This is a genomic window from Hymenobacter siberiensis, assembly GCF_018967845.1.
GTDB classification, from domain to species: Bacteria; Bacteroidota; Bacteroidia; order Cytophagales; family Hymenobacteraceae; genus Hymenobacter; species Hymenobacter siberiensis.
Map to the genome: position 1 here is coordinate 744,335 of NZ_JAHLZZ010000001.1, position 13,913 is coordinate 758,247.

Consider the following 13,913-nt stretch of genomic DNA (forward strand, 5'->3'; position numbering starts at 1 on the left):
AGGATTAAGAATGAAGAATCAGAAAGAGGGGTGAGCAAGCAGAAGGTAGGGTTGAAGCGTCGGCAAAGACAATTCTTCAGCCCTCATTCTTCATTCCTCATCCAGCAAAGGCGCGCGTACCAGCATGGTGGCGCACCGGGCGGTGCGGAGCACGATTTCGGCGGTAGTACCCATCAAAAAGCGGGTCAGGCCTGTTTGGCCGTGCGCGCCAATAACAATCAAATCAGCTTGTTGGCGGGTGGCTTCGGCCACAATTGCGGGGGCGGCCTCGCCGCGCACCATGCCGGTGTGCACGTGGGCCACTCCGGCTTCCTGGGCGGCAGCCTGCAGGGCCTGCATCCGGCCGTTGCAGGGCGCAAACACCGTGGCATCGGGCCGCTGGCCGGTGGGGTCCTCCTGCGGCTCGCACACGTGCAGCAGCCGCAGCTCAGCGCCCATCGCCACGGCCAGGGCCGCCGCGTAGGCTACTAAGCCAGCCGAAGCGGCCGAGAAATCGAGCGGGCAAAGGATGGTCATATGGTGAGATAGTGAAATGGTGGGATGTGAGTTTCGGTGAGATGTGAGGTGGTGAGGTGTGATTTTGATGTTGGAGTTGTTTAGAAAGTCACAAAAGGTACTCAAAAGGTCATGCAGCGCGCAGCGAAGCATGACCGTTCGGGGACTTTCTAAACAGCTTCGTTTTGTCTGCGCAACTGGCGCAACTGATGCAGAATGAAAAATAAACTCACATTTCACCATCTCACACCTCACCGAAAATCACCATTTAACTATCTCACCTACAGCCATATTTGCTCGCCCGTGGCGCGGCGGAGCTGGTACTGGCCGAGCGTGTAGCTGTATTCGGCCTGCACCAAGGCTAGGCGGGCCTGGGCGAGTTGCGTTTCGGCGTCCAGCACGTCGAGGTTCTGGCCTACACCGTAGCGGTACCGGTCGCGGGCTTTGCTCAGGGCCAGGGTGGCCTGGGCTACTTGCTGCTGAGCGTTTTCGTGGCGGGCCTGGCTGAAATCCATGTTGTTGACGGCCTGGCGCACGTCGGCGCGGATTTGCTCCTGCGTGTCGGCGGTGCGGGCCACGGCGGCGCGGGAGATGGCGGCGGCCTCTACGCGCTGCTTCTTGTTCTTGTTGCCGTCATATATCGGCACCGATAACTGAATGACGCCCACTGTATTGAAGCGAATCCGGTTGATATCGGGCAGGATATAGCCGTTTTTGGCTCCGGCCTGCACGCCCGCGCCCAGGCTGGGCATGTTGCTTTTCTCAATGAGGCGGGCCTGCATGGCGGCCGCGTTTTCGGCGTCGCGGGCCAGCTTCACCTCGGGGCGGTTGTTGCTGGCTTTGGTCACCTCGGCCTCTACATCCACGGGCTGCGGCTCGTAGGTGAGGCGGCCTTTCACCGGAATGTCGGCCTGGGCGGGCTTGTGCAGCAGGCGGGCCAGCTGCACCTGCTGGTTGCGTAGCTGGTTTTGCAGGTCGAGCTTGGTGCTTTGGGCTTGGGTGATGCGCACATCGGTGGTTGTCACGTCAAACTTAGTGCTCACGCCGGCCTGCACGCGCTTATTCATTTCGTCGCGGTGGGCTTGCAGCGAGGCAATCTGCTGGTCCTGCACCTTAATGCTCTCGCGCATGAACAGGATGTTGTAGTACACCTGCGCGGCGTTGAACGCCAGGTCGCGGCGGGCTACCGTGATGTTGTCCTGCGCGGTCTGCACCTGCGACTCGGCCACTTTCACTATTGCATCGTTCTTGCCGAAATCAAACAGCAGGTACTGCGCCGTGAGGTGGAAGTCGTAATTGTTATTGGGCGCAAACTGCAGGGTTTCGCCCTGAAACGGCAGCTTCACCACCGGGTCGATGCGGGCGTAGGTAGCCGTGCCCGTCACCTGGGGCAGGAAGCCGGCCCGCGTCTGGCTCAGGCGGCTGGTCGAGGCTGCCGACAGTTCGGTGAGGTTGGTGATGCTGGGGTTGGCGTCGAGCACGGCCTGCAGCGTCGCGCCGAGGGTCAGGGAGTCGCTGGCCAGACCAATGGCCTGGGCGGCAGCCGGCACGCTAGGCTGGTTCTGGGCCAGCGCCGGCTGAGCCAGCGACAGGCCGCCAAGCAGCGACAAACCGGCAAAACCTCTTAAAGATTGAGAAGAAAACATAAGGCCAGGTGGCTTAGGGTGTGCATCGCCCTTACCGAAAGCCATGCCAGCACCAATTGGAGAGAGCTGTATCATATTTATCCATTGAATACTAAGTGTTTAAAATTAATTTCGGCGAATTATAGAATATTACGTCTTTGGCATGTTCTGGTTTTATTCCTCAAATGGCAGGAATTTACCTGTTTCTACTCCTGATATTTGAGGAAATGTGTGGTATATGCTTTAGCTTATGCCAGTTTGTACAGCCTAACCACGCGCAAGCTGAAGCATGCGCTGCATTCCATGCCCACCACCGACGAAACCCTGCTGCTCCACCTCAACGAGGCCATCGCCACCATCCGCGACAAAGACCAGCTGTTCAAGGTGGTCACGACCAAGCTGCGGCTCATCTTCCCCTTCGACCTCATCGGCATCAATGTCTTCGATGAAACCCTGCAGTACAAGCGCTTATTCCTGCGCGACTACTACGGCGCCGACGAAGCCCCCGCCCTGCCCGATGGCCTGGAGCAGTTCTCGCCTATTGCCGGCACGCCCCTCGAAGTACTCGTGGCCGACCCCCGCGTGCGGCAGTTCACGCCGAGGGAGTACATGGCGAACTACCCGAATTACGCGCCCTACAACAAGTTTGAAAAGCTGGGCGTGACGCACCTCACGGCCGTGCCGTTGCACCTCGGCGGCCGCCTCGCGGGCTTCCTCACCCTGGCCTCGCGGCGCAATCCCAACCTCACGCCCGCCGACGAAAAGCTGCTGGAAAAAATCGGCTCCCTCATCGCCGTGGCCGTTACCAATACCCTGGCCTTTGAGGAAGTGGCCCGCCGCGAGCAGGAGCGCACCCTGCAGCTCAACATCACCAACGCCCTGCTCAGCATCAAGCAGCGCGAGCCGCTGTTCCGGGCCGTGGCCGGGGCCCTGAGCCAGGTGGTGCGGTTCGACTACTTTGGCCTGCGGGTGCAGCGGGCCGGGCGGCAGGAGCCGTTCGAGGGCTTCGCCGAGTTTTCACGCTCCGGCAGAGGCCCGGATGCTCCGCTTTTGGCCCTCGACCCCAACCGCCAAAACGGCCTGAACCAGCTCGATACGTCGGCCATGTACCAACAGCTGAATGACTTGCTGAAGGTGCCGGGCCTCTACGCCGCCGATGATTTCCGGGCCCAGGCCCAGCGCTACCCGCTGTTGCGGCACGTGTATGAGGAGTACGGCACGCGGGCCATGCTCATTGTGCCCATCTGGCAGCGGGCCGATGGCGCGGCCGTGCTCATGCTGGCCTCGCCCAACCCCACCGCCTTCAGCCTGGAGGACCTGGCCACGGTGGTCGCCCTCGCCCCGCAGATTGCCCTGGCGCTGGAAAACCTCTTCGCCTTCGAGCAGATTGAGGAACTCAAGGCCCAGGTAGAGCAGGAGCGCACCTATCTGGTTGATGAAATCAATACCTCGGCCCGCTTCGGGGACAATTCAGGTACTTTCATCGGCAGCAGCCCGGCCCTGCAGCTGGTGGAGCGTCGCATTAGCCTGGTGGCCCCCACGGATACCACGGTGCTGATATCCGGCGAAACCGGCACTGGCAAGGAGCTGGTGGCGCGTGAGCTGCACAACGCCTCGCCCCGCCACGCCCGTGCCCTCATCAAGCTCAACTGCGCCGCCCTGCCCGCCCAGCTCATCGAAAGCGAGCTGTTCGGCCACGAAAAAGGAGCCTTTACCGGCGCCGTAGAGCGCCGCATCGGCAAGTTTGAGCTGGCCAATGGTGGGAGCATTTTCCTCGATGAAATCGGCGAGCTGCCCCTCGACCTACAGGCCAAGCTGCTGCGCGTGCTCCAGGAGCGCGAGTATGAGCGCTTGGGCGGCACCAAGGTGCTGCACTCTGATGCCCGCGTCATCGCCGCTACCAACCGTGTGCTGGTCGACGAGGTGGCCGCCGGCCGCTTCCGCGCCGATTTATACTACCGCCTCAACGTTTTCCCCATCGAGCTGGCTCCCCTGCGCGAGCGCCGCGAAGACATCGAGCCGCTGCTGCGCCATTTCATTCAGCGGCTGAGCAAGCGCCTGGGCAAGCCCATCCGCCAGGTGCGCCCCAGCGATTTGGCGGCCCTGCAGGCGTACTCCTGGCCCGGCAATATCCGCGAGCTGGAGCACGTGCTGGAGCAGGCCATCATTGTCAGCCAAGGCCAGTTTCTGGAGTTCGCGGGCTTTGCGGCCGTGCCGTTGGGGCTGGCCGCAAGTGCTGCCGCCATTCCCACCGTCGCCCCCATCAAAACGCTCAAGGAACAGGAGCGCGACCACATTCTGGCGGCGCTCACGCACACCGGCGGCCGGGTAAGCGGCGTGCAAGGCGCGGCTTTGCTGCTCGACATCAACCCTAAAACGCTGGAAGCCCGCATGAAAAAGCTGGGCATCCGGCGCACGGTGGGGGTGGCGTGATGAGTACCTCTTTTATCCCTTAGCCAGCCTGGTCAGACGGCTCAAACACGCCCACAAAAAAACGGCCCGCTCTCATCGAGCGGGCCGTTTTTTGATTAAACGCGAGGCGCTTATTTGCGCTTCATCGGGGCCTTGCGCTTCATGGAGGCCTTTTTGGGCACCACCTTGTTGGCGCGGGTCGGCACGGGCTTGCCGGCGGCTTTAATTTCCGTGATGGTCGGAGCCGGGCCATACTTCACTTCGGCGGCGTTGGTTTCGCCGGTGAGGTAGGGGTCGAAATCGACGCGACGGTTGAGGGCGCGGCCGGCTTCGGTATCGTTGGTGGCAATGGGGTGGGTTTCGCCATAGCCGCGGGCCTCAATGCGGTCGGCCGCGATGCCTTTGCTAAGCAGGTAAGTGCGCGCCGTGTTGGCACGTTCGTAGCTCAGGCCCAGGTTGAAGTTGTCGGCCCCTTTGCTGTCGGTGTGGCCGGCAATGCTCATGCTGTAATCCGGATAGTCGTTCAGAATCTTCACCATTTGCTGCAGCTTCGGGTACGAGGAGGGCTTGAGCGTGGCCTTATTGAAGTCGAAGTTGATGTACTTAGTGGCCTCGTTCAGCACTTTTTTGTCCTCGGCCTTAATCTCGGGGCAGCCTTTGTTGCTGGCGGGGCCGGCGCGGTCGGGGCAACGGTCCTGGTAGTCGGGCACGCCGTCGCCATCGCGGTCAAGCGGGCAGCCATTGGCATCTACTTTCACGCCGGCGGGCGTGTTGGGGCATTTGTCGAGGTTGTCGGCCACGCCATCGTTGTCGGCATCGAGGGGGCAGCCGCTGGCATCCACGCGAATACCGGCGGGCGTGTTGGGGCATTTGTCGTCGTTGTCGGCCACGCCGTCGCCGTCGGCATCGGGGCAGCCCTGGAGGGCAGCGAGGCCCTTCACGTCGGGGCACTTGTCCTGGTAGTCGGCCACGCCGTCGCCGTCGGTGTCGAGGGGGCAGCCATTAGCGTCCACTTTCACACCGCTGGGGGTGCCGGGGCACTTGTCTTTGTTGTCGTTCACACCGTCGCCATCGGTGTCGGGAGTGCTGCCCAGGTTGGCGGTGAATCCGGCTGAAAACTGCAGGTATTGGTCGTACTTATTGAAGAAGCCATCGCCGCCAATGCCGGCCACACCATCTAGGCGGGCATCGTCGCTGAACAGCACGTGCTGGCCCGCCTGAGCAAACAGGCTAAAGCCCGGCGTGATACGAAACGTGAGGCCCAGGGCCCCCTGCGCATCAAACGAACCGTAGTTGCTGTTCTGGTTGACGGTTGAGAAATTGTCGCTGCGATGGGTGTAGATGTAGCTGTAGCCCGGCTGGAGCAAGATGTAAGGCTGCACCACGGCATCCTCCTTGATGGCCCAGCCATTGTTGAGCTTGAGCTTAAAGCCCAGCCCAAAGCTGCTGATGTTGGCATCGAAGCGGTTGCCCGAGGGCGTGAAGCCAACCCCGTCGGATGGGTAGCGGAGTACCGACTGGTTGGCCGACAGGTTAATGTCGAGGCCCTTGCTCAGGTAGCGGCTGAGGGTGAGGCCCCCGCCGTAGATGTTGTTTTTGGTGTTGAGGTAGCCCCGGCCGAGGTCGCCGCGGTACTGGAGGGTGCTCACATAGCCGCTGATGCCCCATTTGCGGTCGGCCGACTGGGCGTGGGCCTGTGGTGCTGCAGCGGCTAAGCCACAGGCTACCAGGGCAGTTGTTGAGAGGAGGTGTTTCATAAAGAACGAAAAAGGTGGTGCTTCGGCCAGATAAACCAGGGCTTTGGCAGGTTTGCTTACGCAACGGTGCCACCTGGGGTTGATGGATGGGGTAATGAGCGGTTAGGTCGGGGCCCGCCAAGTCAGGCACCGGGCGGTCGCCGAATCTGGGAGGGTATGGCATTGTCCGCCAAACCCTGGCATTCCCATATTCGCCATTTTCAACAAATAGAAGTACCGGAAGTAGGTTTTTCATCGGGGCCGGAGCCAAGAACATAAACTGCGGGAACGTGGCCGCCCACCCGGCCCAGCCGTACACTCGTGGACTTTTCACCTTTAACCATTCCCCCGCATGGTCAATACCATCAGCACTCCCAAGCACACCGACCCTGCTACCAAAAGCAAGGAGAAGCAGAACGAAGAGGTTATCAAGGACAAGCCCTCGGGCAAAGCCGTTAAAACCCAGAAGAAGTAGGTTTTTTTCAACCTTAAAAGAGCCCGGCGCGTTGGATGTGCTGGGCTCTTTTATGGTTGAAAGCGGCCATTATTCCCAGTCTTTCAGCAGGCGGCGTATCAGGATGATTTCGCCGACGTGGTAGGCGGTGTGGTCGGCAATGAGCATGGCCTCGCGCAGAATGGTCTGGCCGGTGCCGTGCGGGATGGGGGCCAGCAGGTCGGTGCCCGGAGCATGCAGCAGATGAAGAAACTGCTGACGGGTCTGCCGGATATGCTTCAGGGCTTCCTGCCACTGCTCTTCATCGGCGGTGGCGGTGGATGCCGGCCAGTAACCCTCCGGGAATTTGGGCGATTGGTGTTCGGGTTCGACGCAGAACTCCACAATATCCCACTGCGCAATGCGGATATGCTCGACCAGCTGCCAGATGGTATAGGGCGCGTTCGGCACGCGTTGGTTCCAGGTTTTAGGCGTGAGGTCGGCGGTTGCTTCTTCGAAGGTGACGTGGGCGTTGCCCTTCGTGAGCAGACTGGTTAATTCCGCCAGCAGGGCTTTCTGGTTGGGTCTGTCCATTGTAATGTTGGGCGTTATTTCCGCTTCTTCAAGGCATGCCAGGCCCCGGTGCTCCACAAGGCCGTGCCAATCAGCACGGGTTGGAAAAATAGCCGCCCCAGCCGCTTGGCATCCGTATCGAGGCCGAAGGCGGAAAGGTGGTGGGTGTACTGGTGAATATTGCCGGGGAACACCGCCGCATAAAACGCGGCCAGCCCGATGCCCATTCGCACCCGGTTTTTGCCTTTCAGTAGCAGCAGCGCCAGGCCGAGCACAATTTCCACCACGCCCGATTGCAGCACCACGGTATCCTTGTCCAGCGGCACAAAATCGGGCACCTGGGCCTGGAAGTCCTGCCGCACGAAGGTGAGGTGGCCGGCACCGGCCACCACCATAAAGGTGCCCAGCAGCCCACGGGCTACATTTTGGAGGGTGGTGGTGTGGGGTTTCTGTCGCATAGCTTTCCGGAAAGTGAATTGTAGGCCCTATACGGCCGGCCGGTGGTTCGGGTGCATTGCTTCATCGTTGAGCAAACCAGCATGACGCGCTGATATCGTTCTTAATGCGCCTGCAGCCAGTTGCGCCCGCTGCCCACTTCCACTTCCAACGGCACACCGCGGGGCAGGAGCAAGGCCGTAGTCATCAGCTCCTTGATTTTGGGGGTGATGTAGGCCACTTCCTCGGCCACGGCGTCGAACACGAGTTCGTCGTGCACCTGGAGTATCATCCTGGTGCCCAGCTTTTCCTCGCGCAGCCAGTGGTGGATGTTAATCATGGCCATTTTGATGATGTCGGCGGCCGTGCCCTGGATGGGGGCGTTGATGGCGTTGCGCTCGGTGTAGCCGCGCAGCGTGGCGTTGCGCGAGTTGATGTCGCGCAGGTAGCGTCGGCGCTTGAGCAGGGTTTCGGCGTATTCCAGCTCGCGGGCGCGGTTGATGCTGTCGTCCATAAACGCCTTTACCGATGGGAATTCCTGGAAATACGTCTCGATGATATCCGTGGCTTCCTTGCGGCTGATGCCGATGCGCTGGGCCAGCCCGAAGGCCGAAATACCGTAGATGATGCCGAAGTTGACGGTTTTGGCCTTGCGGCGCATCTCCGAATCCACGGCTTCGATGGGCACGTGAAACACCTTGCTGGCCGTGCTGGCGTGCACATCGATGCCCAGCCGGAAGGCCTCAATCATGGTTTTATCGCCCGAGAAGTCGGCCATGATGCGCAGCTCGACCTGCGAGTAGTCGGCGGCCAGCAGCACGTGCTGGTCGTCGCGCGGCACGAAGGCTTTGCGGATTTCGCGGCCACGCTCCGTGCGGATGGGGATGTTCTGCAGGTTGGGGTTCGTAGACGAAAGGCGGCCAGTGGCGGCCACGGCCTGGTTGAAGCTGGTGTGCACGCGGCCATCGACCACGCTCACCAGTTGGGGTAGGGCCTCCACGTAGGTGCTGCGCAGCTTGGTGAGCTGGCGGTATTCGAGAATGAGGGCGGCGATGGGGTTTTCGGCGGCCAGCTGGCTCAGGATTTCCTCGCCGGTGGCGTACTGGCCGGTTTTGGTCTTCTTGACTTTGCCCTTGCCGATGTCCATTTTATCGAACAGCACTTCGCCCAGCTGCTTCGGCGAGCCGATATTAAACTCCTGCCCGGCCTCCCGGAAAATCTGGGTTTCCAGCTCCGTGATGTAGCCTTGCAGCTCGGCCGAGTACTCGTTCATGGCCTCGCTGTCGATGCGGATGCCCTCGTACTCGATATCGGCCAGCACCGGCACCAGCGGGTTTTCCACGTCGTTGAGCAGGCCCAGCAGGCCCAGCTCCTTCAGCATCGGTTCGAAGACGTGCTTAAGCTGCAGGGTCACGTCGGCATCCTCGCAGGCGTAGTCCTTCACGGCGGCGGGTGCTAGGTCGGCCATCGTGATTTGCTTCTTGCCTTTGGGGCCGATGAGGTCGGTGATGGGCACCGGCGAGTAGTGCAGATACGTCTCGGCCAGCACGTCCATGTTGTGGCGCATGTCGGGCTCGATCAGGTAGTGGGCCAGCATGGTATCGAACAGCGGCCCCGAAATCCGCACGTTGTAGTGCTTGAGAATGGTGAGGTCGTACTTGATGTTCTGGCCGATTTTCAGAATGGTTTTCGACTCGAAAAACGGGCAGAACTCGTCCACGATGGCCTGGGTAGCTTCCTGGTCGTCGGCCGGCACGGGTACGTAGTAGGCCTCGCCCGGCAGCCAGGCGAAGCTCATGCCTACCAGCCGCGCCGTCATGGTGTCGAGGCCGGTGGTTTCGGTGTCGAAGCTCACTTCCTCCTGCTGCAGCAGGAAGCTGAGCAGCGACTGGCGCAGCTCGGGCGTGTCCATCAGGTGGTACTGGTAGGGCACGTCTTCCAGGCGTTTGCGCGGGCCGCCGGGTGCACCGTAGCCGTCGGTTTCTCCCTCCTCGGCCCCGATGGCTACAGCCGCGTCCTCGCTGCTGCCGAACAGCGAGGCCTGGCCGCCGGGCACCAGCTTGGGCCGGCGCGTGGGCGTGCTGCCGGGCGCGGCCACGCTGGCCGGGGTGCGCTGTGGGCCGCTGCCGCTCAGGATGCGGGCCGCCAGCTGCCGGAACTCCAGCTCGTCGAACAGCTCACGCAGGGTGGCTTCGTCGGGTGCATCGAGCACCAGCTTGTCGGCCTCAAAATCGAGCGGGACGTTGACGTGGATGGTGGCCAGCTCCTTGCTCATCAGGCCCTGCTCGGCGAAGTTGCGCACGTTTTCCTGCTGCTTGCCCTTGAGCTCGTGGGTATTGGCCAGCAGGTTTTCCACCGAGCCGTACTTCTGAATGAGCGTCTTGGCCGTTTTCTCGCCGATGCCGGGGATGCCGGGAATGTTGTCGGAGGCGTCGCCCTGGAGGCCCAGAATGTCAATCACCTGCTCCACGCGCTCAATCTCGAAGCGGGCCAGTACGTGGGCCACGTCCAGAATCTCGGCCGCGTTGCCCATGAAGGCGGGGCGGTAAATCTTGATGTTCTCCGTCACCAGCTGGCAGTAGTCCTTGTCGGGCGTCATCATAAACACCTCGAAGCCTTCCTTTTCGGCCTTCTGGGCCAGCGTGCCAATCACGTCGTCGGCCTCAAATCCGTCCATCATCAGGATGGGAATGTGGAAGCCCGCGATGATTTTCTTGATGTAGGGCAGGGCAATGCCGATGTCCTCGGGCATGGCTTGGCGTTGGGCCTTGTACTCGGCGTACTGCTCGTGCCGGAAAGTCTTTTTCGGCCCGTCGAAGCACACCCCGATGTGGGTGGGTTTTTCCTTTTGCAATACTTCTACCAGCGTGTTGGTAAAGCCCAGCACGGCCCCCGTGTTCATGCCCTTGGAATTGATGCGTGGGTTTTTGCTGAACGCGAAGTGCGAGCGGTAGATGAGGGCAAAGGCATCAAGCAGGAAGAGCTTCTTGGGAGCGGCGGCGGCGGTGTCAGACATAAGGCGAAGGTACGGCCGGGCGGGAAAGTGCTGGCTCGGCAGCGTTGCGTGGCTTCTTACGTATACTCTCGCCATGCGCTACGTTTCCCTCGACCTCGAAACCTCCGGCTCGAACCCCGCCCGGCACCAGATTCTGGAGCTGGCTGCCGTGGTGGAAGACTCCCGCCACCCGCTGCCGCTGAATGAGCTGCCCGCCTTCCGCCGCGTGGTGCGCCACCCCGAGTACGCGGGCACCGCCGGCGCCATTGCCCTCAATGCCCGCCTTTTCGCGGAGCTGGCCCGTAAGGAGCCCAACCCCGAGCTGTGCACGCCCGCCGAGCTGCTGCCCCAGCTGCGCGATTTCCTGCTGCTACAGGGCTTTCGGCCCGACAAAAACGACTGTCTTTCGGTCACCATGGCCGGCAAAAACATCGGCGTGTTCGACCTGGGATTCCTGAAAGAGCTGCCCGGCTGGGGCGCTCTCGTGCGCGCCGAGCCCGCCATGCTCGACCCGGCCGCCTTCTACCTCAACTGGCGCAAAGACGCGCGCCTGCCCAGCATGAGCATCTGCAAGGCGCGCGCCGGCCTGGAGCGCGAAGTGGCCCACGAGGCCCTCGCCGATGCCTTGGATGTGGTGCGCCTGCTCCGGCCCTTCTACGAACTGCCGGTGTACAAGCAGGTGCCGGCTCCCGAAGCGCTCCAGGTACCCGAAGCACCCCGGGAAGCTTAAATGCGCTGCAAACCCTTGAAGAAGGCCTCCTGGTACGACTTGCCGATGGGCACAAAGTGGCCGCCGCTCAGGTTGGCCGTATTGTCCTCAATGGATTCGATGTGCTGGGTATTGAGCAGATAGCTGCGGTGCACCCGCATAAAGTTCGGGAACGACCCCAGCCGGGTTTCCAGCGATTTAAGCGTGGTGTACACGATGTACTTGTGCTTGGGCGTCACGATGTTGACGTAGTCAGATAGGGCTTCCACATACAGCACTTCATCGAAATCGATGCGTACCATGCGGCTATTCACCTTCACAAACAGGTCGGCGCTGGTGGGGATGTCGGCTACGGGTGCGGCGCCCGGGGCCCGGCGCGAGGCCACGCGCTGCACGGCTTGCGTGAAACGGGCAAAATCGAACGGCTTCACCAGGTAGTCGGTCACGCGCAGCTCGAAGGCATCGACGGCGAAATCCTGCCGGGCGGTGGTGATGATGACTTCGGGCGGGTTGGTGAGTACGCGCAGCAGCTCCAGGCCGCTGAGGTGCGGCATCTCAATGTCGAGAAACAGCACATCGACTTTATTGCCTTCGCGGAAAAAGGTGAGCCCGGCAATGCCGTCGTTTAGCGAAGCCACCAGCTTCAGGTTGGGCGTGAGTTCGACGTAGTGCTCCAGCGTCAGCCGGTTGATTTCGTCGTCGTCGATAATAGCGCAGGTCATCATAGGAGAGGAAGGGAATCGAAAAGGGCGCGAACCGGGTAGTGGAAGTTAGGAAGTCTAATTCTTTGACGATATAAAGTAACCACTCAGGGGGCAAAACGCGGTAAATACCCGGAAGTATGAAGGCACCGGAACCGGCGCTATTTAGGTTTCGGGAGGGTAGTACGCAATATATAAAGGCGCTACTGAACTACCGGCTTTAGCTTTTCGGATTATGATGCGGGCACGCACCCCGGGGCTTGTGTTGATGGGATGGGCGTGCGTTGCGGGAGCCCGGGCCGTTGGCAACCCCAAGCCGCTCACGCTGGCGCAGGACTAATTAATTGAAAATACCATATATAGCCTAGTGGCGGCCGGCCATTTCCTGCTGCACCAGGGCCTGCACCGCCGGCTGGTCGTAGTCGGCCTCGGCCTGAATGTGGGGCATGAGGCGGGCCATGATGGCATCCTGGCGCTGGCCGGCGGCCAGGGCCTCGGCGTAGGGCGTATCGGAAAAGGTGACCTGCGAATACAGCGGAACCCACTGGCCGGGAAACTGGCCCGAGATTTTTGCCTCAATTTTCTTCTGAAGCAGGAAAACGGGGTCGGCCACGCGGTCGCGCATCTCCACAAAGTTGTAGAGGGCCAGGTCGGCCATGGCGTCATTGTTGGGCTTGCGCTCGGCCTGAAATTCGGCAAAAATGGTGTCCCAGGCTGAGTCGCCGTACTCGTCGAACAGCGCATTGAGCACCGTGCAGTCCTCAAAGCCGGCATTCATGCCCTGGCCGTAGAAGGGCACAATGGCATGCGCCGCATCGCCGAGCAGCAGCACGTCGTCGTTGTACTTCCACGGAAAGCACTTGATGGTGAGCAGCGAGCCCGTGGGGTGCGCAAAAAACTCCTCCGTCAGGGCCGGCATAAGGGATACGGTATCGGGAAACACGCGGTCGAAAAAGGCCGCGACCTCGGCCGGCGTTTGCAGGGCGGCGAAGCTCTCGGCACCTTCGTAGGGAAAAAACAGCGTGGCATTGAAAGAGCCGTCGAGGTTAGGCAGCGCAATCATCAGGTACTGCCCGCGCGGCCAGATGTGCAGGGCGTTTTTCTCAATCTGCCACGCGCCGCCCGGGCCGGCGGCAATGGTAAGCTCCTTGTAGCCGTAATCGAGAAAGTCCTGCGAGTAGTCGAAGCGGTCGGTGCGCTGCAAGGCGCTGCGCACCGCCGAAAAGGCCCCATCGGTGCCAAACAGGCGGGTGTAGGGCGCGGTATGCTCCTCCTGGGTTTCGGTGTCGCGCAGGCGCAGCTCTTTGGTTTTCAAGTCAATGCCGAGGCACTGCTGGCCGAAGTTAAACGTCACCCCGGTTTGGCCCTCGGCCAGGTCGAGCAGGCGGCGGTTGAGGTGGCCCCGGTTCACGGAGTAAATGGCCTGCCCGTCGTGCCCATACGGCTGGCGGGTGAGGTTGCCCTGCACGTCGTGCATCACGCGGCCACTCATGGGAATGCCCACTTGGCGGATGTCGTTGGCCACGCCCACGCCGCCCAGGGCCTTCCAGCCCCGGTCCGACAGGGCCAGGTTGATGGAGCGGCCCTCCTGGAAGCCGGCGCGGCGCGGGTCGCCCCGCCGCTCAAATACCTCCACGGCGTGCCCGCGACGGGCCAGGTACAACGAGAGCAAAGAACCCACCAGCCCGGCACCCATTACGGTGATGCGTTCGGTGGTGGGGTGGGCGGGGGCGGGGGTGGCCATAGAGCGCGGTGCTTGAAGTAGGGGGTGGGGCCGAAGCCGCGACGAAGCTACTACG

General features: G+C 61.6%; 11 protein-coding genes. 3 read left to right on the forward strand and 8 right to left on the reverse strand.

Annotated features, from left to right (window positions below):
* Window positions 1-90 precede the first annotated feature (90 nt).
* On the reverse strand, window positions 91-516 hold the full coding sequence (locus tag KQ661_RS03195; RefSeq protein ID WP_216679323.1) for a universal stress protein: 426 nt from the start codon (window positions 514-516) through the stop codon (window positions 91-93).
* A gap of 260 nt (window positions 517-776) precedes the next feature.
* Window positions 777-2,105 carry a TolC family protein gene (locus tag KQ661_RS03200; RefSeq protein ID WP_216679324.1) on the reverse strand — a complete coding sequence of 443 codons (1,329 nt, stop codon included), beginning with the start codon at window positions 2,103-2,105 and terminating at the stop codon, window positions 777-779.
* Window positions 2,106-2,378: 273 nt separating this feature from the next.
* Here KQ661_RS03200 and KQ661_RS03205 point away from each other — a divergent pair, with 273 nt between their 5' ends.
* On the forward strand, window positions 2,379-4,553 hold the full coding sequence (locus tag KQ661_RS03205; RefSeq protein ID WP_216679325.1) for a sigma-54-dependent Fis family transcriptional regulator: 2,175 nt from the start codon (window positions 2,379-2,381) through the stop codon (window positions 4,551-4,553).
* A gap of 110 nt (window positions 4,554-4,663) precedes the next feature.
* Here KQ661_RS03205 and KQ661_RS22720 read toward each other — a convergent pair whose 3' ends face one another.
* Window positions 4,664-6,289 (reverse strand): OmpA family protein, encoded by a 1,626-nt coding sequence (locus KQ661_RS22720; RefSeq protein ID WP_216679326.1) that lies wholly within the window; start codon window positions 6,287-6,289, stop codon window positions 4,664-4,666.
* A gap of 331 nt (window positions 6,290-6,620) precedes the next feature.
* Between KQ661_RS22720 and KQ661_RS22475 the strand changes: the two genes are divergently transcribed.
* Entirely contained in the window at window positions 6,621-6,743 is a 123-nt protein-coding gene (locus KQ661_RS22475; protein WP_262898290.1) for a hypothetical protein, read from the forward strand.
* Between the two features lie 69 nt (window positions 6,744-6,812).
* Here KQ661_RS22475 and KQ661_RS03215 read toward each other — a convergent pair whose 3' ends face one another.
* The 3 genes from KQ661_RS03215 to polA all read right to left on the reverse strand — a co-directional run bounded on the left by KQ661_RS03215 (window position 6,813) and on the right by polA (window position 10,725).
* Window positions 6,813-7,295 (reverse strand): DinB family protein, encoded by a 483-nt coding sequence (locus tag KQ661_RS03215; RefSeq protein ID WP_216685634.1) that lies wholly within the window; start codon window positions 7,293-7,295, stop codon window positions 6,813-6,815.
* A gap of 14 nt (window positions 7,296-7,309) precedes the next feature.
* Entirely contained in the window at window positions 7,310-7,732 is a 423-nt protein-coding gene (locus tag KQ661_RS03220) for a DoxX family protein (protein WP_216679329.1), read from the reverse strand.
* Window positions 7,733-7,833: 101 nt separating this feature from the next.
* Entirely contained in the window at window positions 7,834-10,725 is a 2,892-nt protein-coding gene (gene polA / locus KQ661_RS03225; RefSeq protein ID WP_216679330.1) for a DNA polymerase I, read from the reverse strand.
* Window positions 10,726-10,798: 73 nt separating this feature from the next.
* Here polA and KQ661_RS03230 point away from each other — a divergent pair, with 73 nt between their 5' ends.
* On the forward strand, window positions 10,799-11,434 hold the full coding sequence (locus KQ661_RS03230; protein ID WP_216685635.1) for a 3'-5' exonuclease: 636 nt from the start codon (window positions 10,799-10,801) through the stop codon (window positions 11,432-11,434).
* Here the strand turns inward: KQ661_RS03230 and KQ661_RS03235 are convergent.
* Both KQ661_RS03235 and KQ661_RS03240 read right to left on the reverse strand, forming a co-directional pair.
* Window positions 11,431-12,138, reverse strand: a complete 708-nt coding sequence (locus KQ661_RS03235) for a LytR/AlgR family response regulator transcription factor (protein ID WP_216679332.1) — start codon at window positions 12,136-12,138, stop codon at window positions 11,431-11,433. The genes KQ661_RS03230 and KQ661_RS03235 overlap by 4 nt on opposite strands.
* A gap of 340 nt (window positions 12,139-12,478) precedes the next feature.
* The gene (locus tag KQ661_RS03240) at window positions 12,479-13,858 is read right to left on the reverse strand and encodes an FAD-dependent oxidoreductase (RefSeq protein WP_216685636.1); all 1,380 of its coding nucleotides are present in this window, start codon (window positions 13,856-13,858) and stop codon (window positions 12,479-12,481) included.
* Window positions 13,859-13,913 lie beyond the last annotated feature (55 nt).

Excerpts from the sequence above, each read along its gene's own strand:
- KQ661_RS03240 (WP_216685636.1), bottom strand. The coding sequence starts at position 13,858 with ATGGCCACCCCCGCCCCCGCCCACCCCACCACCGAACGCATCACCGTA.
- KQ661_RS22475 (WP_262898290.1), top strand. The coding sequence starts at position 6,621 with ATGGTCAATACCATCAGCACTCCCAAGCACACCGACCCTGCTACCAAA.
- KQ661_RS03235 (WP_216679332.1), bottom strand. The coding sequence starts at position 12,138 with ATGATGACCTGCGCTATTATCGACGACGACGAAATCAACCGGCTGACG.
- KQ661_RS03230 (WP_216685635.1), top strand. The coding sequence starts at position 10,799 with ATGCGCTACGTTTCCCTCGACCTCGAAACCTCCGGCTCGAACCCCGCC.
- KQ661_RS03215 (WP_216685634.1), bottom strand. The coding sequence starts at position 7,295 with ATGGACAGACCCAACCAGAAAGCCCTGCTGGCGGAATTAACCAGTCTG.
- KQ661_RS03220 (WP_216679329.1), bottom strand. The coding sequence starts at position 7,732 with ATGCGACAGAAACCCCACACCACCACCCTCCAAAATGTAGCCCGTGGG.
- polA (WP_216679330.1), bottom strand. The coding sequence starts at position 10,725 with ATGTCTGACACCGCCGCCGCCGCTCCCAAGAAGCTCTTCCTGCTTGAT.
- KQ661_RS22720 (WP_216679326.1), bottom strand. The coding sequence starts at position 6,289 with ATGAAACACCTCCTCTCAACAACTGCCCTGGTAGCCTGTGGCTTAGCC.
- KQ661_RS03195 (WP_216679323.1), bottom strand. The coding sequence starts at position 516 with ATGACCATCCTTTGCCCGCTCGATTTCTCGGCCGCTTCGGCTGGCTTA.